At 67.9% G+C, this 18,783-nt stretch carries 13 protein-coding genes and 1 tRNA gene; 3 read left to right on the top strand and 11 right to left on the bottom strand.

What is annotated here, in order from left to right; translation table 11 throughout:
* Positions 1-43: 43 nt before the first annotated feature.
* Positions 44-1,207 carry a DNA polymerase IV gene (gene dinB / locus VXM69_RS31085; protein WP_034188955.1) on the bottom strand — a complete coding sequence of 388 codons (1,164 nt, stop codon included), beginning with the start codon at positions 1,205-1,207 and terminating at the stop codon, positions 44-46.
* 137 nt (positions 1,208-1,344) lie between these two features.
* On the opposite strand from dinB, the gene VXM69_RS31090 reads away from it, so the two are divergent.
* On the top strand, positions 1,345-2,037 hold the full coding sequence (locus VXM69_RS31090; RefSeq protein WP_034188956.1) for an aspartate/glutamate racemase family protein: 693 nt from the start codon (positions 1,345-1,347) through the stop codon (positions 2,035-2,037).
* Between the two features lie 116 nt (positions 2,038-2,153).
* Here the strand turns inward: VXM69_RS31090 and VXM69_RS31095 are convergent.
* Positions 2,154-2,230: transfer RNA gene (locus VXM69_RS31095), tRNA-Met, on the bottom strand.
* 183 nt (positions 2,231-2,413) lie between these two features.
* Here VXM69_RS31095 and xth point away from each other — a divergent pair.
* Positions 2,414-3,190 (top strand): exodeoxyribonuclease III, encoded by a 777-nt coding sequence (gene xth / locus VXM69_RS31100; RefSeq protein ID WP_226252893.1) that lies wholly within the window; start codon positions 2,414-2,416, stop codon positions 3,188-3,190.
* A gap of 21 nt (positions 3,191-3,211) precedes the next feature.
* Here the strand turns inward: xth and VXM69_RS31105 are convergent, their stop codons facing one another.
* The 4 genes from VXM69_RS31105 to glnA form a co-directional block, all read right to left on the bottom strand.
* Positions 3,212-5,320: a prolyl oligopeptidase family protein gene (locus VXM69_RS31105; protein WP_367189737.1), complete on the bottom strand. Its 2,109-nt coding sequence runs from the start codon at positions 5,318-5,320 to the stop codon at positions 3,212-3,214.
* An 89-nt stretch (positions 5,321-5,409) separates the two neighbouring features.
* Positions 5,410-6,918, bottom strand: a complete 1,509-nt coding sequence (ntrC, locus tag VXM69_RS31110; RefSeq protein ID WP_034188959.1) for a nitrogen regulation protein NR(I) — start codon at positions 6,916-6,918, stop codon at positions 5,410-5,412.
* A 46-nt stretch (positions 6,919-6,964) separates the two neighbouring features.
* Positions 6,965-8,107 carry a nitrogen regulation protein NR(II) gene (gene glnL / locus VXM69_RS31115; protein WP_034188960.1) on the bottom strand — a complete coding sequence of 381 codons (1,143 nt, stop codon included), beginning with the start codon at positions 8,105-8,107 and terminating at the stop codon, positions 6,965-6,967.
* A 161-nt stretch (positions 8,108-8,268) separates the two neighbouring features.
* On the bottom strand, positions 8,269-9,684 hold the full coding sequence (gene glnA / locus VXM69_RS31120) for a type I glutamate--ammonia ligase (protein WP_017331833.1): 1,416 nt from the start codon (positions 9,682-9,684) through the stop codon (positions 8,269-8,271).
* 404 nt (positions 9,685-10,088) lie between these two features.
* On the opposite strand from glnA, the gene VXM69_RS31125 reads away from it, so the two are divergent.
* Positions 10,089-10,553 (top strand): rhodanese-like domain-containing protein, encoded by a 465-nt coding sequence (locus tag VXM69_RS31125; RefSeq protein WP_006478364.1) that lies wholly within the window; start codon positions 10,089-10,091, stop codon positions 10,551-10,553.
* Between the two features lie 111 nt (positions 10,554-10,664).
* Here the strand turns inward: VXM69_RS31125 and VXM69_RS31130 are convergent, their stop codons facing one another.
* The 5 genes from VXM69_RS31130 to hrpA form a co-directional block, all read right to left on the bottom strand.
* Complete coding sequence (locus VXM69_RS31130) at positions 10,665-11,480, bottom strand: molybdopterin-binding protein (protein ID WP_049034902.1); 816 nt, start codon at positions 11,478-11,480, stop codon at positions 10,665-10,667.
* Complete coding sequence (locus VXM69_RS31135) at positions 11,477-12,304, bottom strand: EI24 domain-containing protein (RefSeq protein WP_034188962.1); 828 nt, start codon at positions 12,302-12,304, stop codon at positions 11,477-11,479. Before VXM69_RS31135 ends, VXM69_RS31130 begins: the two co-directional genes overlap by 4 nt.
* Before the next feature lie 111 nt (positions 12,305-12,415).
* Complete coding sequence (locus tag VXM69_RS31140) at positions 12,416-13,390, bottom strand: sterol desaturase family protein (RefSeq protein ID WP_034188963.1); 975 nt, start codon at positions 13,388-13,390, stop codon at positions 12,416-12,418.
* Between the two features lie 16 nt (positions 13,391-13,406).
* The gene (locus tag VXM69_RS31145) at positions 13,407-14,396 is read right to left on the bottom strand and encodes a beta-propeller fold lactonase family protein (protein ID WP_034188964.1); all 990 of its coding nucleotides are present in this window, start codon (positions 14,394-14,396) and stop codon (positions 13,407-13,409) included.
* A 180-nt stretch (positions 14,397-14,576) separates the two neighbouring features.
* Positions 14,577-18,782, bottom strand: a complete 4,206-nt coding sequence (gene hrpA, locus VXM69_RS31150; RefSeq protein WP_367189738.1) for an ATP-dependent RNA helicase HrpA — start codon at positions 18,780-18,782, stop codon at positions 14,577-14,579.
* Between the last annotated feature and the right edge of the window lies 1 nt (position 18,783).

An 18,783-nucleotide genomic window follows, 5' to 3' on the forward strand; every position in this document is an offset into this window, starting at 1 on the left:
CTTCCGGCTGCATCGACAGGCACCGCCACGGCGGTGCCTTTTTTCATGGCGCGGGCGCTTCGTCGTCGAACAGCGAGAACTGCCCGTGACGCTCGGCCGTGTCCTCGTCGATGCGCACGCCGACGCCGAGCAGCCGTACGGCCTGCGCGCGCCGCTGCAGCCCCTTCGCGAGCAGCGTGACGGCCGTCTCCGCATGCGTTGCGTCGGCCACGCATTCGACCGTCGTGCGCTGGAAATCGGCGAAGCGGATCTTCACGTACAGCTTGCGGATCGACCGCGCGGCGCCAGCGCGCGCGATCCGCGCGTCGAGCTGCACGACGAGGCGGCGAATCTCATCCGCGCATTGCTCGAGCGTCGTCAGGTCGGTCACGTAGGTCGTCTCGACGCTGACCGACTTGCGCTCCTGGTCGGCCTGCACGGGCCGCTCGTCGATGCCGCGCGACAGTTCGTACAGCCGCCGCCCGAATGCGCCGAACTCGCGATGCAGGTCGATCAGCGGCCAGTCGCGCAACTGCGCGCAGGTCTGGATGCCGAGCCGGTCGAGCCGCGTGGCCGTCACCTTGCCGACGCCGTGCAGCTTGCGCACCGGCAGCGCCGCGACGAACGCGTCGATCTCGTGCGGCCGCACGACGAACAGGCCGTCCGGCTTGTTCCAGTCCGACGCGATCTTCGCGATGAACTTGTTCGGCGCGACGCCGGCCGACACGGTCACGCCGACCGTGTCGAACACGCGCTGGCGGATCTCGCGCGCGATCAGCGTCGCACTGCCCTGGCACCGCTCGGACCCGCTGACGTCGAGGTACGCCTCGTCGAGCGACAGCGGCTCGACGTCGGGCGTGTAGTCGCGATAGATCGCCATGATCTGCCGCGACGCCGCGCGGTATTTGTCCATCGCGGACGGCAGGATCAGCAGGTCCGGGCACTTGCGCATCGCGAGTGCCGACGACATCGCCGAATGCACGCCATAGCGCCGCGCCTCGTAGTTGCAGGTCGCGATCACGCCGCGCTGGTCGGGTCGGCCGCCGACCGCGAGCGGCCGGTTGCGCAGCGACGGATCGTCGCGCATCTCGACCGACGCGTAGAAACAGTCGCAGTCGCAGTGAATGATCTTGCGCATGCGCGGCAGCGCGTCGCCCGGTGGCGGCACGTGCGGATCGGCAGGCGGGATGGTGGTCGGGTTCACGGTGCCGATACTGTACAAAAACACAGTGCCGGTTTCAACTGTCGCGTGCGGCCGCGCCCGGCTGCGCCGTACCGGCCCGCTTTGCGCGGATCGTACCGGCCGCGCGCCGGCAGCGACGCCTATACTCGTCTGCCGCGACACACCAAACGAGAAGGTGACGGATGAAGACGATCGGATTGATCGGCGGCATGAGCTGGGAATCGTCGGCCGAGTACTACCGGATGATCAACCGGCATTCGAAGGCGCTGCATGGCGGCCACCACAACGCGAAAAGCGTGCTGGTCACGGTCGACTTCGCGGAAATCGAAGCGCTGCAGCGCACGCACGACTGGGCGGCGCTCGGCGAACGGATGGCCGACGCGGCGCGCCAGCTCGAAGCGGCCGGCGCCGATCTCGTCGTGCTGACGACCAATACGATGCATCGCGTGCACGACGCGATCGAAGCCGCGGTGAAGCTGCCGTTCCTGCACATTGCCGATCCGACCGGCAGCGCGCTGCGCGACGCGGGCGTCGAGCGCGTCGCGCTGCTCGGCACGCGCTACACGATGGAGTTGCCGTTCTATGCGGAGCGGCTGCGCGACAAATTCGGGATGGACGTGCTCGTGCCGGACGAACGCGGGCGCGACGACGTGCACCGGATCATCTACGACGAGCTGTGCCACGGTATCGTCGCGGCGGAATCGCGCGCGACCTACGTGTCGATCATCGAGGCACTGGCGCGGCGCGGCGCGCAGGCCGTGATTCTCGGCTGCACGGAAATCACGCTGCTGATCGGCGCGGACGATTCGCCGCTGCCGGTGTTCGACACGACCGCGCTGCATGCGAAGGCGGCCGTGGAGTGGGCGGCGCGGTAACCACGACAACCGCGCCGGCGATATCGCACGCGGAAAACAAAAAACCCGGCACGGGGCCGGGTTCCTGTCGACGAAGCGCGCATCGGTCACTTGCGCTGCACATCGTCTGGTGTGCTTGGTTGCGGGGGTAGGATTTGAACCTACGACCTTCGGGTTATGAGCCCGACGAGCTGCCAGACTGCTCCACCCCGCGTCAGAGAAATAAATTATAGGGTGATGAAGTACTCACGTCAACACTTTTGTCACAAATTCTTCTCTCGTCTTCCAGACGGCGTGGCCTGCGCCCTGCTCCGCGTCGCGTTTCGCGCGCGTTCGCCCCGCATGCTCGCGGTAAGATGGCGGCCTTCGCATTCACGCCGCACACATACTCCCGTTCATGAAAATCGCCACCTGGAACGTCAACTCGCTCAACGTCCGCAAGCAGCATGTGCTCGACTGGCTCGCGCAAAGCGGCACCGACGTACTGTGCCTGCAGGAACTGAAGCTGCCTGACGAGAAATTCCCGCGCGCCGATCTCGAGGCGATCGGCTATCGCAGCTGGTTCACGGGCCAGAAGACCTACAACGGCGTCGCGATCCTCGCGCGCGCGTCGCTCGCCGTCGACGAATCGGACATCGTGCGCAACATCCCCGGCTTCGACGATCCGCAGCAGCGCGTGGTCGCCGCGACGATCGACGGCGTGCGCATCGTGTCCGCCTACTTCCCGAACGGCCAGGCGCCCGACTCCGACAAGTTCGTCTACAAGATGCAATGGCTCGACGCGCTGCAGGCGTGGCTGCGCACCGAGCTGCAGCGCTACCCGAAGCTCGCGCTGCTCGGCGACTACAACATCGCGCCGGAAGACCGCGACGTGCACGATCCCGCGAAATGGGAAGGTCAGAACCTCGTGTCGCCGCAGGAGCGCGCGCACTTCGCGCAACTGATCGAGCTCGGCTTCGTCGATGCGTTCCGCCGCTTCGAGCAGCCCGAGAAAACCTTCACGTGGTGGGACTACCGGATGATGGCGTTCCGCCGCAACGCCGGGCTGCGCATCGACCACATCCTGCTGTCGCCGGCGCTCGCGGAAACCTGCACGTCGTGCGAGGTCGATCGTACGCCGCGCACGTGGGAACAACCGTCCGACCACACGCCCGTCGTCGCGGTCGTCGGCTGATCGTCCCATCCGCCCGCGCGCTCAGTGCCGCGCGGGCGCCGGCCCGAGATGGGCCCACAGGAAGCCGAACTCGGCCGCATCGGCCTCCGCACGCTCCAGATCGTCGGCGCTGCCGTGGCCGCCGTCGGTGTTCTCCCAATACCACACCCGTTCGTGACCGAGCGCCTGCATGCGCGCGGCCATCTTGCGCGCATGCGCGGGATGCACGCGGTCGTCGCGCGTCGACGTCGTCAGCAGCAGCGGCGGATACGTGACGCCTTCGCGCACGCGGTGATACGGCGAATACGCGGCCAGCGCCGCGCCCTCGCGCGGATCGTCGGGGTCGCCGTATTCGTCGAGCCATGCGGCGCCCGCGTGCAGCTTCGGATAGCGCTGCATGTCGAGCAGCGGCACGCGGCACAGCACCGCGCCGAACAGCTCCGGCCGCTGCATCATGCACGCGGCGACCAGCAGTCCGCCGTTGCTGCCGCCCTCGATCCCGAGCTGCGCGGCCGTCGTCACGCCGGTCGCGGCCAGATCCTCGGCCACCGCGATGAAATCGTCGAATGAACGCTGCCGATGTTCGCGCTGCGCGTCGACGTGCCAGCGCGGCCCGAACTCGCCGCCGCCGCGGATATGCGCGAACGCCATCACGCCGCCGCGTTCGAGCCACCCGATGCCGAACGCGTCGCTGTAGCCCGGCAGGTTCGGGATCGCAAAGCCGCCGTAGCCCGACAGCAAACACGGCCGCGCGACGCGCGCGGCGCCGTCGGCCGGATCGAGCGCATCGCGCGGCCCGATCAGCGTGTACGGCACCATCGTGCCGTCCTGCGAGCGCGCGCTCGCGCGGCGCACGACGAGCCCGGCCGCCTCGAACTGCACCGGCGGCCGGTCGAGCAGCACACGGCGCGACGGCGCGTCGTCCGCCCGATCGGCAAGATCGACCAGCCAGCATTCGGGCGGATCGAGATAGGCGTCGACGTCGACGTACACCTCGTCGTTCAGCGTCGCCTCGACGGGTTCGACGTCGGTCTGCGCATCACCCGTCCACTCGAACGGCCGCGCGTCCCATGTCCACGTGCCGTCGTCGGCCTGTCGAGGCTGCCACAGCATCGTCCGGTTGTGCACGTCGTCGAGCCAGCTCGCGATCAGCATCGTGCGCGTGTGCGTCCACGTGCACGCGGATGTGGTCGGCCGCGGCGCGAACAGCGTCGTGAATGCGCGCGACCCGGCCAGGAACGCCTGCTCGCGGATCGTGAGCAGCGAGCCGCCCGCATGGCGCACGCCGTCGCAATCCCAGTCGAGGCGCGGCTCCAGCACGAGCCAGCCTTCCCAGAACCCGACCTCGACGTGCGTCGGCACGTCGTAGCGCGCCCACTCGCCGGCGTCGGTCAGCCAGTACGCATGCGCGTCGAAGAAGTCGACGCTGCGCCACGCGACGTGACGCCGATCGATCGGATCGAACCACGCCCCGGCGCTGATGTCGTCGGGTTCGCCGCTGAACACGACGGGCGCATCGGCGAGCGCCGTGCCGCGCACCCAGCGCCGCGCTTCGTACGGATAGCCGGCCGCGGTCGCATGCGCTTCGCCGCGATCCCAGCTCACGTAGACGGTGTCGCGGTCGATCCAGCCGACCGTGTGATGGCCCGGTTCGTCGATCGTGAAGCCGCCGTCGACGAAACGGCGTTCGACGAGATCGAATTCGCGCACGACGACCGCGTCGGCACCGCCCGGCGACAGCGACAGCAGCGCGCGATCGCCGTCCGGATACAGGATCGCATCCTGCTCGAACACCCACGACTCGCCCTCTTCGGCACCGAGCGCATCGACGTCGAGCAGCGTTTCCCACGCGGGCCGACCGGCACGCCAGTCGTCCCAGCGCGCGCGGCGCCACAGCCCCTTCGGATGGAGATCGTCCTGCCACAGGTCGTACGCCCAGTCGCGCCAGCGGGTCGGAATCACCGGGCGCTCACGCGGCAGATAGGCCTTGGCGAGACGCGCGGCCAGCGCGCGATACGCATCGTCGTCGCGCAGCGCGGCACGCGTGCGCGCATTCTGCTCGTCGACCCACGTGCGGGCGCGCTTGCTGTCGAGCGCTTCGAGAAAACGGAACGGGTCGGCCCCGGCGGGCCAGCGGAAGGAATCGGACATTGAGGATCGGCGGAATGGCAAACGGCGTGCAAACCGCGATTATGTCCGATCGCGGCATGCGCGACGCGCGCGCATGCCGCGATTCGTGCTCAGGGCTCCAGGTGGAGTTCCTGGATCTTGCGCGTGATCGTGTTGCGGCCGATACCGAGGCGCTCCGCGGCCTCGACCTTGCGGCCCCGCGTGAAGTCGAGCGCCTCGCGGATCACGGCCGCCTCGAAACGGCGTGCGAGCTCGTCCATCACGTCGGCCGAATTCTCGCGCAACAGCCGCGCGACTTCGGTGCGCAGGCCATGCTCCCACAGCGGATAGCCGTTCGGCACGCTGCCGTTCGGCGCGGCCGCGACGGGCGCGCTCGCCGCCGGCGCCGCACCGAGCGCGGGCGGCACGGCCGGCGCGCTGCCGGGCGCATCCGCGCCGTCGCCCGTCGCGACGACCGGCGCGCCGGCCGGCACGAGATCGGGCGGCAGGTCCTTGATCTCGACCGTCTGCGCGGGCGCCATCACGGTCAGCCAGTTCGCGAGGTTCTCGAGCTGCCGGACATTGCCGGGAAACGGCAGCGACGTCAGGTACGCGAGCGCGTCGTCGGACACGCGCTTCGGCTCGACGCCGAGATCGCGTGCGCTCTTCTGCAGGAAGTGGCGCGTGAGCAGCGCGATGTCCTCGCTGCGTTCGCGCAGCGGCGGCAGGCGCAGCCGGATCACGTTGAGCCGGTGGTAAAGGTCCTCGCGAAACAACCCCTGCCGCACGCGCGATTCGAGATTCTGGTGGGTCGCGGCGATCACGCGCACGTTCGCGCGCAGCGGGTTGTGCCCGCCGACGCGGTAGAACTGCCCGTCCGACAGCACGCGCAGCAGGCGCGTCTGCAGGTCGAACGGCATGTCGCCGATTTCGTCGAGGAACAGCGTGCCGTTCTCGGCCTGCTCGAAACGGCCCTGCCGTGTCGTCTGCGCGCCGGTGAACGCGCCGCGCTCGTGGCCGAACAGCTCGGATTCGAGCAGGTCCTTCGGAATCGCCGCGGTGTTCAGCGCGATGAACGGGCCGTTCGCGCGCGGGCTGTGGCGATGCAGCGCCCGGGCGACGAGCTCCTTGCCGGTGCCCGATTCGCCGGTGATCAGCACGGTCGCGGCCGAATGCGACAGGCGGCCGATCGCGCGGAACATGTCCTGCATCGCGGGCGCCTGGCCGAGCATCTCGGGCGCCTCGGCGACGCGCTCGTCCTGCGGCGCGCCGCCGCGCAGGCTTTCCTCCACCGCGCGGCGGATCAGCTCGACGGCCTTGTCGACGTCGAACGGTTTCGCGAGATATTCGAACGCGCCGCCCTGGAACGCCGCGACGGCGCTGTCGAGGTCGGAGAACGCCGTCATGATGATGACGGGCAAGCCCGGCAGCCGCTCGTGCATCGCCTGCAGCAGCTCGAGGCCCGAGCCGCCCGGCATCCGGATGTCGGACACGAGCACCTGCGGCGTCTCGTGGTCGAGCGCGGCCAGCGCATCGCGCACGTTCGCGAAGCTCTTCGTCGCGAAGCTGTCCCGGGCGAGTGCCTTTTCAAGCACCCAGCGGATCGATTGGTCGTCGTCTACTATCCAGATCGGCTTCATAGGTCGGTCAGGTATGGGTGAATCCGGTGAATCGCAATGTCGCCGCTCAATGGTCGAGCGGCAGCAGAATCTGAAATTCGGTACGTCCGGGCCGGCTTTCGACCTCGATCATCCCGTCGTGCTGCTGCACGAAAGTCTGCGCGAGCGTCAGGCCGAGACCACTGCCGTCTTCGCGCCCGGACACGAGCGGATAGAAAATGCGGTCGCGGATCTCGTCCGGAATGCCGGGCCCGTTGTCGATCACGTGCAAGTCCAGTGCCAGCCGGTACAGGCGCTTCGCGATCGTGATCTTGCGCGCGATGCGCGTGCGCAGCTCGATCTTCGCGTCGCCCTGCGCGATCCGCTCGCGCAGCGCCTGCGCCGCGTTGCGCACGATGTTGAGCAGCGCCTGGATCAGTTGCTCCTTGTCGCCGCGCAGGTCCGGCACGCTCACGTCGTAGTCGCGCTCGATCGTGAGCCCGCGCGGAAACTCCGCGAGCATCACCGCGCGCACGCGTTCGCACACTTCGTGGATGTTCACGTCGCCGACGATGTGCGGATGCCGATGCGGCTCCAGCAACCGGTCGACGAGCGTCTGCAGGCGATCGGACTCCTTGATGATCACCTGCGTGTATTCGCGCAACTCGCCGCGCTCGCGCTCGCCCAGTTCGAATTCGAGCAGCTGGGCTGCGCCGCGAATGCCGCCGAGCGGGTTCTTGATCTCGTGCGCGAGGTTGCGGATCAGCTGCTTGTTGACCGCGGTCAGGTCGTGGATGCGCTCTTCCCGGTCGGTACGCGACTGCCGTTCGTTCTCGAACAGCTCGACGAGCACGAAATCGGGCGCCGACTCGAGGAAGCCGACGATCGCATGCACATGCAGCGGTTCGCGGCCGGGCCGGTCGAGCACGGTATCGAGGTGCGTCGCGTGAAAGCGTTCCTCGCCGATCGCGGTGATCGTCGATGCCAGCTCGTTCGCGTTCGGAAAAATCTCGCCCCACGGCCGCTGCGCGAGCTGCCGGCGCGAGATGTCGAGCATCGCCTCCGCCGACGGGTTCGCGAACGCGATCCGCAGCGTCTTGCGGTCGAGCACGATCACGACCGTCGGCAGCGCTTCCAGCCCCGCCAGCAGGCCCGAACGCGCGAGCCGCTCGTCGTCCGTCAGTCGCTCGGGCTGCCCCGTTTTCGCCTTGATCAGATTCTTCAGAACCATCTGCGTGCTTGTCGCGCCTCACCGGGCCAGAAAATGAAAATCACCGGAACAAAAAAGGGACGGCTGGACGCCGTCCCCTTTCAGACTCCGCCGTTCCCGCCGCAGGCCGCGCGACGGGAACGAACCGGCAAAATGGCGCTGAATCGTCGCGCCATCGCCGATTAGAGCGAGTAGTACATCTCGAACTCGATCGGGTGCGTCGTCATGCGGAACTTCGCCAGCTCCTGCTCCTTCAGCGCGAGGTACGCGTCGATCATGCCGTCCGTGAACACGCCGCCGCGCGTCAGGAACTCGCGATCCTTGTCGAGCGCTTCGAGTGCCTGGTCGAGGCCCGCGCAGACGGTCGGGATCTTTGCATCCTCTTCCGGCGGCAGGTCGTACAGGTTCTTGTCCGCGGCTTCGCCCGGATGGATCTTGTTCTGGATCCCGTCGAGGCCGGCCATCATCAGCGCCGTGAAGCACAGGTACGGGTTCGCCATCGGATCCGGGAAGCGCGTTTCGATGCGGCGGCCCTTCGGGTTCGACACGTGCGGAATGCGGATCGATGCCGAACGGTTGCGTGCCGAGTAAGCGAGCTTGACCGGTGCTTCGAAGTGCGGGACCAGACGCTTGTACGAGTTCGTCGTCGGGTTCGTGATCGCGTTCAGTGCACGGGCGTGCTTGATGATGCCGCCGATGTAGAACAGCGCCAGTTCCGACAGGCCGGCGTAGCCGTTGCCCGCGAACAGGTTCTGGCCGTCCTTCCAGATCGACTGGTGAACGTGCATGCCCGAACCGTTGTCGCCGACGACCGGCTTCGGCATGAACGTCGCCGTCTTGCCGTACGAGTGCGCGACGTTGTGGATGATGTACTTCGACCATTGCGTCCAGTCGGCGCGCTGCACCAGCGTCGAGAACTTCGTGCCGATTTCGTTCTGGCCCTGGCCCGCCACTTCGTGGTGGTGCACTTCGACCGGGATACCGAGCTGTTCGAGCAGCAGGCACATTTCCGAACGCATGTCCTGGAACGTGTCGACCGGCGCGACCGGGAAGTAACCGCCCTTCGTGCCCGGACGGTGGCCCGTGTTGCCGCCTTCGAATTCCTTGCCGGCCGACCACGGTGCTTCTTCCGAGTTGATCTTCACGAAGCAGCCCGACATGTCCGTGTTCCACTGGACCGAGTCGAAAATGAAGAATTCCGGTTCCGGACCGAAGTAGGCCGTGTCGCCGATGCCCGTGCTCTTCAGGTACGCTTCGCCGCGCTTCGCGAGCGAACGCGGATCGCGCTCGTAGCCCTTGCCGTCTGCCGGCTCGACCACGTCGCAGGTCAGCACGAGGGTCGACTCTTCGTAGAACGGGTCGACGAAGGCCGCGCTCGGGTCCGGCATGAGCAGCATGTCCGACGCCTCGATGCCCTTCCAGCCCGCGATCGACGAACCGTCGAATGCATGGCCGCTTTCGAACTTGTCTTCGTCAAACGCCGAAACCGGCACCGACACGTGCTGTTCCTTGCCGCGCGTATCCGTGAAGCGGAAATCGACAAACTTGACGTCCTCGTCCTTCACGAGCTGCATGACGTCGGCGACGGTTTTACTCATAACCTCTTCTCCTGATTGAACAATTCCGGCGGACTGGGAACCGCCTCGTTTATCGAGCTGACCGGGGTCTTGCTTTAGCGCAGCGCGCCCCGATTCGACCGAATTCTATATAGCAGCATCCGTGCCAGCCATCGCAAAACCGACGTAAATCGCGCCGGAGCGCGTCGCGGCGGGACCCGGCTGCGCAATTCCGGGGCCGGCCACCGCACCGGCGGCCGCGCGAACGCACCGAAACAGTGCAATCACGCCAGCGCGCCGTCGCAGCGGAATCATTCTGGTGCATGCACGCCATTCTGCACCCTTTTGGTGAGTGCGTGGCGGTGCATGTGCCTGTCGGTAGACGGGCGTCCGTACCGCGACGCCGCGCTAGAATGTTCGTTTGACCGATACGGAGACTCCCTGCCATGAGTACGCTCGACCAGCTTTACGCGAAGGCCGACGAACGCCGCGCACAAGGCGCGCTCAACTACGCCGGCGCGCTGCTGCCGGTCGAGGCATTCGAACTGCTGCAGCTCGACCCGTCCGCGCGCCTCGTCGACGTGCGCACGCGCGCCGAACTCGACTGGATCGGCCGCCCGCTCGTCGGTGACGGCCAGTACCTGCACCTCGAATGGACGCGCTACCCGGGCGGCGTGCCGAACGCCGAATTCGTCAACGAACTGAAGGCGGCCCTCCCGGCCGATACGCCGATCCTGTTCCTGTGCCGCAGCGCCGCGCGCTCGAAGCTCGCCGCGGTCGCGTCCGCGCAGGCCGGCTTCACGAAGGCGTTCGACCTGCTCGAAGGCTTCGAGGGCGCGAAGGACGCCGAAGGCCACCGCAAGACGGTCGACGGCTGGTGCTTCCGCAAACTGCCGTGGATCGGCGCCTGACGAAGCACGACGCTCGGCGGCGACAGCCTCATCGTCGAGCCGGGCGATGACATGCCGATGACGGGCCGCGTTGCGCGGCCCGTGCTTTTTTGCGGCCGCGTGGCGGGCCGCTCAGGCGCGCGGCGTATCGGGCTCGACGACGTCGCCGCCGAGCAGGTGCACGCCTTCGCGCAGCTTCACGAACGCGGCCGCGACGGCTTCCGGCTCGCCCTTCACGCCGAGGTCGATGTGACGGCGCGCATAGATGCCGCCGCGCTCCGCATCGCCGACGCTCGGCAGGCTGAACACGCGCACGCCCGGGAAATCGCGCTCGATGCGCTCCATCAGCGGCGTGAGCGTCGATTCCGGCAGCTCGAACACGTACAGCGAGCGCTCCGCGTGCGGCGTCGCGTGATGCAGGTGCGCGTACTTCGTGTCGAGCACCCATTCGATCATCGGCCAGGCCATCACCGGGAAACCCGGCACGAAGTGCAGGTCGCCGGCCGAAAAACCGGGAATGCGGTTATAGCCGTTCGGGATGATGGTCGCGCCCGCCGGGAACACGCCCATGTTGAAGCGGTGCTGGTTCTCCGGCGAATCGAAGTCGACCGGCGTGGCCGGATCGGTATGCGTTTCGCGGATCCGCTCCGAAATCAGCACCTTCGCTTCCGGATGCAGTTCGAGCGGCACGCCGAGCGCGGCGGCCGCGCACTGGCGCGTGTGGTCGTCCGGCGTCGCGCCGATTCCGCCCGTCGAGAACACGATGTCGCCCGACGCGATCGCACGCGCGAGCGTCGCCGTGATGCGCGCCGGATCGTCGCCGACGTATTCGGCCCAGTCGAGCGCGAGGCCGCGCGCGCCGAGCAGTTCGATGACCTTCGCCAGATGCTTGTCCTGCCGCCGGCCCGAAAGGATTTCGTCGCCGATGATGATGATGCCGATGCTCATGCCTGCCCCATGTCGATTGCGGTGGCGCGCGCACTCGCGCGCAGGTCCTCCAGCGCGCGCAGGCAGTAGTGCCCGAACCACAGCGCCGAGAAGACGAGGATGAAAGCGTAAACCCAGATCATGGCCGCCGCGACGAATGGAAACAGCACCATCATCCAGACCGACGACACCCATACGAAGGTCGGTACGGTGCCGAGCAGCCCGGTCGCGACGCCGATGCCGATCAGCGGCCAGCGGTGGCGGCGCACGAGCGCGCGGCGCTCGTCGCGGCTCGCGTGCAGCGCGAGCGCGTCGTAGGTCATCACGCGGTACGTGAGCCAGCCCCAGATCACCGGCGGCAGCAGCGCGAAGAACGGCGGGATCAGCCACAGCGGGATCGTGACGACGAGCAGCACGACGCCGACCAGCGCCGCGCCGAGCGAATTGAACACGCTGCCGAAAAAGGTACCGCCCCGCTTCGGCTCGAGCGCCGCGAACTGCCGGTTCGACAGGTGCTTGATCACGACCGGCATCGAGATCGTCGCGATCAGCAGCAGCACGGTCAGCACGATCAGCGGAATCGCGAGCGACACGACCACGAACGGCGCGACGACCGCGTGCAGCTGCGACATGCCGATCGCATCGAACGCGCGATACAGCGCGGCCGTCAGCACGAAGCCGTCGAGCGCGCCGCGCGCGAGATCCAGCAGCGTCTGCCACGAAAACCACAGCACGGCGCCCCACAGCAGCGCCGAGACGACGAACGGCATCAGGGTGAGCCACAGCATGCGCGGGTGCAGCGCGCTGGCGATCGCCCGGACGAAGGAGCGCAGCAAGTCGTTCATGCGAACCTGTATCGACGGAGAAAAACGGGGAAAGGATAAACCACACGGCCCGCATGCGCCGAAGCGCATGCGGGTCGTGTGGGAATGCCGTTCAACGGGAGCGGGATCGCGTCAGGCCGACGCCGCGCCGCGCTTCGCGGGGAACAGACGCCGGAAGATCCGCACGAACGCGAGGCCGTGCTGCGACCAGAAGCCGTCGCCGTAGGACACGCCCTCGACCTGCTCGCGGATGCCGGTCGGCTCGACCGTGCGACTCCACGACGCGGTACCGAACATCATGTCCCACCACGGGAACAGCACGCCGAAGTTGCAGCCGTACTTGGTGCCTTCGTGACCGTAGCCGACCGCATGGTGGCGCCGATGGAAGATCGGGCTGACGAGCAGGCGCTCGCCGAGCCAGCCGAACGACAGGCGCGCATTCGTATGCTGGATGCTCTGCATGAAGTTCGTGAACGCGGTCAGCACGACGAACTGCGACGGCGTCACGCCGATCACGAGCGCGATCGCCGCGAAAAAGCACGACTGGATCACGTCGTCGAGCAGGTGGTTGCGGTCGTCGCACCACAGCGACATCTGCCGCTGGCTGTGATGGACCGCGTGCAGCTCCCACCAGATGCCGAACTTGTGCTGCCAGCGGTGATACCAGTAGCCGGCGAAGTCGAGCACGACGAGGTAGATCGCGAACGCGACGATCGGCTGCGAGGTCACACCCGGCCACAGGTAGTCGAGATTGACGTTCGCGACGCCGTGCAGGCGCAGCCAGGACTGGAAGCTGTCGAACACCGGCTGCAGCGCGAAGAAGAAGAACAGCGTGTAGATGCCGAGCTTCGAGATCGCCGTGTAGATCACGTCGACCCGCACCGCGCGGCGGTTTTTCCAGCGTTCGACCGGCAGCAGCGCCTCGAGCGGGCGCAGCAACGCGAACATCAGCACCATCTGCAACGCGCCGATGATCACCCAGTACAGCGCGTCGTAGGTGTCCTCGTCATAGTCCATCAGGTTGAACTTGAAGAGGAGCGGCTGCACGACGTCGACGTACAGCCAGGTCTGGATGTCCGACACGAACGCATCGATCAGGTGCAGCATCGCTCGCCTCCGCCCGTCACGCGCCGTTCGCCGCCTTCCACGGCGCGCGGTCGTAGAAGTAGATGCCGTGCGGCGAGCGGCCGACGGCGATCGTCTGCACCAGCTTGCGCGACGCCAGGTCGATGATCCCGACCTTCTTCGCGAAGCGGAACGTCACCCACAGCGTCTTCTTGTCGGCGGACAGTTCCATGTCGTCGGGGCCCGGCAGCAGGCCGGTGATGTCACCGACGTTGGTGAGCGTGTTCTCGTCGATGATGCTGATCGTGTTCGCGACGCGGTTCGTCACCGCGACGTGCGTGCCGTCGGCGAGCGAGCGGAAGTTGTGCGCGCCCTTGCCGGTGTAGATCTGCTTGACGACCTTCTGGTTGCGCCAGTCGACGACCGCGACGTAATCCGCGCCCGTCATCCCGACCAGCAGGAATTTGTCGTCCGGCGTGAGCCACAGGCCGGCCGGCACCTTGCCGACCTTCATCTTCCACTTGACCGTCTGCGTCGGCAGGTCGATCGCCGCGATCTCGCCGGACACCTGCAGCGACACGAGCAGCGTCTTGCTGTCCTTCGTGAATGCGAGGTGGCTCGGCATCACCGCGAGCGGCACGCGCTTCACGAGGTGCAGGTCGCGGCCGTCGTAACCGTAGATGTCGACGCGGTCGAGCCGCAGGCCTGCCGCCGCGAACCATTTGCGGTCCGGCGAGAAGCCGAGCTGGTAAGGATCGTCGATCCCTTCGACGGTGCGCTGCAGCTTGCCCGTCTTCGGATCGAGAAACATCAGGCTGTTCGAGACCGAATTGGCGACGATCAGCGACGCATTGTCGGGCGTCGCCATCAGGTGATGCGGCTCCTTGCCGGTCGGCATCGTGCTGACGACCTCGCGGGTCTGCTGGTCGATCAGGGAAAGCGTCGCTTCGGCCGAGTTGAGGACGATCACGTTATTCGCGTGTGCGGCGGGCGCCAGTACGGCGGCGGCCAGCGCGAGCGTGCGGCCGAGGGAAAGGAAAGTGCGCATGAAGACTCACGTCGAGGAACAACCGTCATTGTAAAACGTTCAACCGGCCGCGCCGGTTGACGGCGGTCGGTATTGCGCCACTTCGACGCACGCCGCGGCGGCCGGACGAGCCGCCGCGGCAGGCACCGTACGGCCGGCCGGGGCCGTCCGCCGCGGCGGGCCCGGGACGCCGATGTTGCGCTAGCGCTGCATCGACTCCCAGACCTTGTGCAGACGCTTGACAGAGACAGGCATCGGCGTGCGCAGTTCCTGCGCGAACAGCGAAATCCGCAGTTCTTCGAGCAGCCAGCGGAATTCCGCGAGCCGCGCATCGGCGACGCCGCCGCGCTGCGACACCGCGCGCTGGTACTGCTGGACAAGCGGCAGCAGGTCGGCCGACTGCTTCGCGTCGCGCGCCGGATCGGCCTTCAGCTTGTCGATGCGCAGCGCGATGCCCTTCAGGTAGCGCGGGAAATGCGCAAGCTGCGCGTAAGGCGTGTCGATCACGAAGCGCTTGCCGACCAGCGCGGCGAGCTGCTGCTGCAGGTCCGCATGGGCCTGCGCGAACGGCTTCGCCTGCGCGAGCTTCTTCACGAGCCCCGCGTATTCGGCGAGGATCTGGCCGACCAGCCGCGCGATTTCCTGCGCGAGCAGGTTCAGGCGGCTCCGGCCCTCGTCGCGGCGCGCGTGGAAGCTTGCGTCGTCGTCGGGCAGCGGGTCCTGCAGGCACGCGCGGTCGAGCGCCGTATCGATCAGCTGGTCGCGCAACTCGTCCTGCGTGCCGAGCGACATGTACTGCATCGCCATCTCGCGCAGGCCCGGCAGGTTCTTCTCGAGGAACTTGATCGGCTCCTTCAGCTGCAGCGCGAACAGCCGCCGCAAGCCGGCCCGGTGGATGCGTGCGGCCTCCTCCGGCGAATCGAACACCTCGACGTCGCAATGCGTGCCGCGGTCGACGAGCGCTGGGTAGCCGTACAGCGTCTGGCCGCGCCGGCGGATTTCCAGCAGTTCGGGCAGCTTGCCGAAATTCCACGTCGTCAGGTTCTCGTACAGCGCCGTCGCGCCGGCTTCCGCCGGCGCGGCCGTCTGCGGCGCCGCGCCCTTGCCTGCCTTCGCGTTACGGCCGGCGGCACCGGCCGTGGCCGCCGCCGGCGCCTGGCCGACCGGCTGGCCCGCATCGGCATCGCCGCCCGTCGCGATCGTCGACGCCGCCGCGATCTTCTGGAACTGCTGCTGCGCCTGCGCGCCGAGCTCCTGGCGAAGCTGCGCGAGATTGCGCCCCATCGCCAGCTGGCGGCCGTGCTCGTCGATCACCTTGAAATTCATGAACAGGTGCGCGGGCAGCGTCTCGAGCTTGAAGTCGGCCGTCTTCATCGCGACCTGCGTCTCGCCGCGCACGTCGGCGATCAGCGCCTCGACGAGCCCGCCCGCGCCGAAGCGCTCGCGCCCCATCCGCTCGACGAAGCCGGCCGCGTATTCGGGCAGCGGCACGCAGTGCCGGCGCAGCTTCTGCGGCAGCGACTTCAGCAGCAGCTGCACCTTTTCCTTCAGCATCCCCGGCACGAGCCACTCGCAGCGGCGCGCATCGACCTGGTTCAGCGCGTACAGCGGCACCGCGAGCGTCACGCCGTCGCGCGGCGTGCCGGGCTCGAAGTGGTACGTGAGGGCCATCTCGACGCCGGCCATCGTCGCGCGCTTCGGGAACAGCTCGGTCGTCACGCCGGCCGCCTCGTGGCGCATCAGGTCGTCGCGCGACAGGTACAGCAGCCGCAGCTTGTCCTCGGGCTGGCCGCCCTTCTTCACTTCGTCGCGATACCAGCGCTCGAACGCCGCGCCCGTGTGGATCCCCTCGGGAATCGCCTGGTCGTAGAACGCGTAGATCAGCTCGTCGTCGACCAGCACGTCCTGACGGCGCGACTTGTGCTCGAGCTGCTCGATGTCGGCGAGCAGCTTGCGGTTGTGCGCGAAGAACGCGAGCTTCGTGTCGAACTCGCCTTCGACCAGCGCACCACGGATGAACAGCTCGCGGGCACGCGCCGGATCCTGCTTGCCGAACGCGACGCGCCGGCGATGGTAGATCGGCAGCCCGTACAGCGTCGCGCGCTCGTACGCGCTGACCTGCGCCGGACGCTTTTCCCAGTGCGGCTCCGACAGCGATTTCTTCAGCAGGTGCGCGCCGATTTTCTCGACCCATTCGGGCTCGATCTTCGCGAGGCAGCGCGCGTACAGCCGGCTCGTCTCGACGAGCTCGGCCGCCATCACCCAACGGCCGGCCTTCTTCGCGAGCGCGGAGCCCGGCCACAGGTAGAACTTGATGCCGCGCGCGCCGAGATAGTGCGGATCGTCGTCGGCCTTCAGGCCGAGGTTGCCGAGCAGCCCCGTCAACAGGGCCAGATGGACCTGTTCGTAGGTCGCCTCGACTTCGTTCAGGCGCCAGCCGTGCTCACGCACGACGGTCAGCAACTGCGAATGGACGTCGCGCCATTCGCGCAGCCGCAGGTGCGACAGGAAATTCTGGCGGCACGCGTCGACGAGCTGGCGGTTCGACTTCTTGTGCGCGACGGCCTCTTCGAACCATGCCCAGATCTTCAGCCACTGCAGGAATTCGGAACGCTCGTCGGCAAACCGGCGGTGCGCCTGGTCAGCCTGCTCCTGCGCGTCGATCGGCCGGTCGCGCGGGTCCTGCACGGACAGCGCGCTCGCGATGATCAGCACCTCGCGCAGCGACTGCTGGTCGCGCGCGGCGAGAATCATCCGGCCGACGCGCGGATCGAGCGGCAGCCGCGCGAGTTCGCGGCCAAGCGGCGTCAGCGCGTTGTCGTCGTCGACCGCGCCGAGCTCGTTGAGCAACTGGTAGCCGTCCGCGATCGCGCGGCCGGGCGGCGGTTCGAGGAACGGGAACGATTCGATCGCCGTCAGGTGCAGCGACTTCATCCGCAGGATCACCGACGCGAGCGACGAGCGCAGGATTTCCGGATCGGTGAAGCGCGCGCGCGCCTGGTAGTCGCTTTCCTCGTACAAGCGGATGCAGACGCCGTCGGCCACGCGGCCGCAGCGGCCCGCGCGCTGGTTCGCGGCCGCCTGCGAGATCGACTCGACCTGCAGCTGCTCGACCTTGTTCCGGTACGAATAGCGCTTCACGCGCGCAAGGCCGGTGTCGACCACGTAGCGGATGCCCGGCACCGTCAGCGAGGTTTCGGCGACGTTGGTCGCGAGCACGATCCTGCGCGCGTTCGACGCCTTGAACACCTTGTCCTGGTCGGCCGCCGACAGCCGCGCGAACAGCGGCAGGATCTCGGTGTGCGGCGGATGGTGCTTGCGCAGCGCCTCGGCCGCCTCGCGGATCTCGCGCTCGCCGGGCAGGAACACCAGCACGTCGCCGGGGCCCTCGCGGCACAGCTCGTCGACCGCGTCGACGATCGCGTCCATCAGGTCGCGCTCGGCTTCGCGCGCGGTCTTCACCCGGTCGCGGCCGCCCGTGCCTTCGGCATGCTTCACCGCCGGGCGATCCTCGGCCACCGGGCGGTAACGCATCTCGACCGGATACAGCCGCCCGCTCACCTCGATCACGGGCGCCGGGTGCTCGTCGGTGCCGAAATGGCGCGCGAAGCGATCGGCGTCGATCGTCGCGGACGTGACGATCAGCTTCAGGTCCGGCCGCCTCGGCAGGATTTCCTTCAGGTAGCCGAGCAGGAAATCGATATTCAGGCTGCGCTCGTGCGCCTCGTCGATGATCAGCGTGTCGTACGCCTTCAGCAGCGGGTCGGTCTGCGTCTCGGCGAGCAGGATGCCGTCGGTCATCAGCTTCACGGACGCGCCCGGCGCGAGATTGTCGGTAAAGCGCACCTTGTAGCCGACCACCTCGCCGAACGGCGTGCCGAGCTCCTCGGCGATCCGGCGACCGGTCGACGACGCGGCGAGCCGGCGCGGCTGGGTATGGCCGATCAGGCCCGTGCCGCCGGCGCCGAGGCCGCGGCCGAGATCGAGACAGATCTTCGGCAACTGCGTGGTCTTGCCCGAACCCGTTTCGCCGCAGACGATGACGACCTGATGACCGGCGATCGCGCGCGCGATTTCGTCGCGCTTGCCCGACACGGGCAGGCTTTCGGGGTACGTGATCGGCGGGACGGGATTCGGCGCGACGACCGCTCGCGGCGGACGCTCGCGGCGCGGGGCGCGCTCGCCCGATGCCTGCGGTACGCCCTTCGCGGCCGGCTGGCGCGCGTCGCCGCGCCGTTCGTCGCCGCGCGGCCCGCGCGGTGCGTGTGCCGGCGGGGCCGCCGGCTGGTTCTGCTGCTGGCGCGGCGGCTGGCCCTGCTGCCCGCGTGCGTCGGCCGCACCATCCGGGTGCCTGGCCGACGGCGTATTGGCCCGCGTCGGCGCGGGACTTTTAGAAACATTCGACATG

The sequence above is a fragment of the Burkholderia sp. Ed8 genome (assembly GCF_040761425.1).
Classification (GTDB): domain Bacteria; phylum Pseudomonadota; class Gammaproteobacteria; order Burkholderiales; family Burkholderiaceae; genus Burkholderia; species Burkholderia seminalis.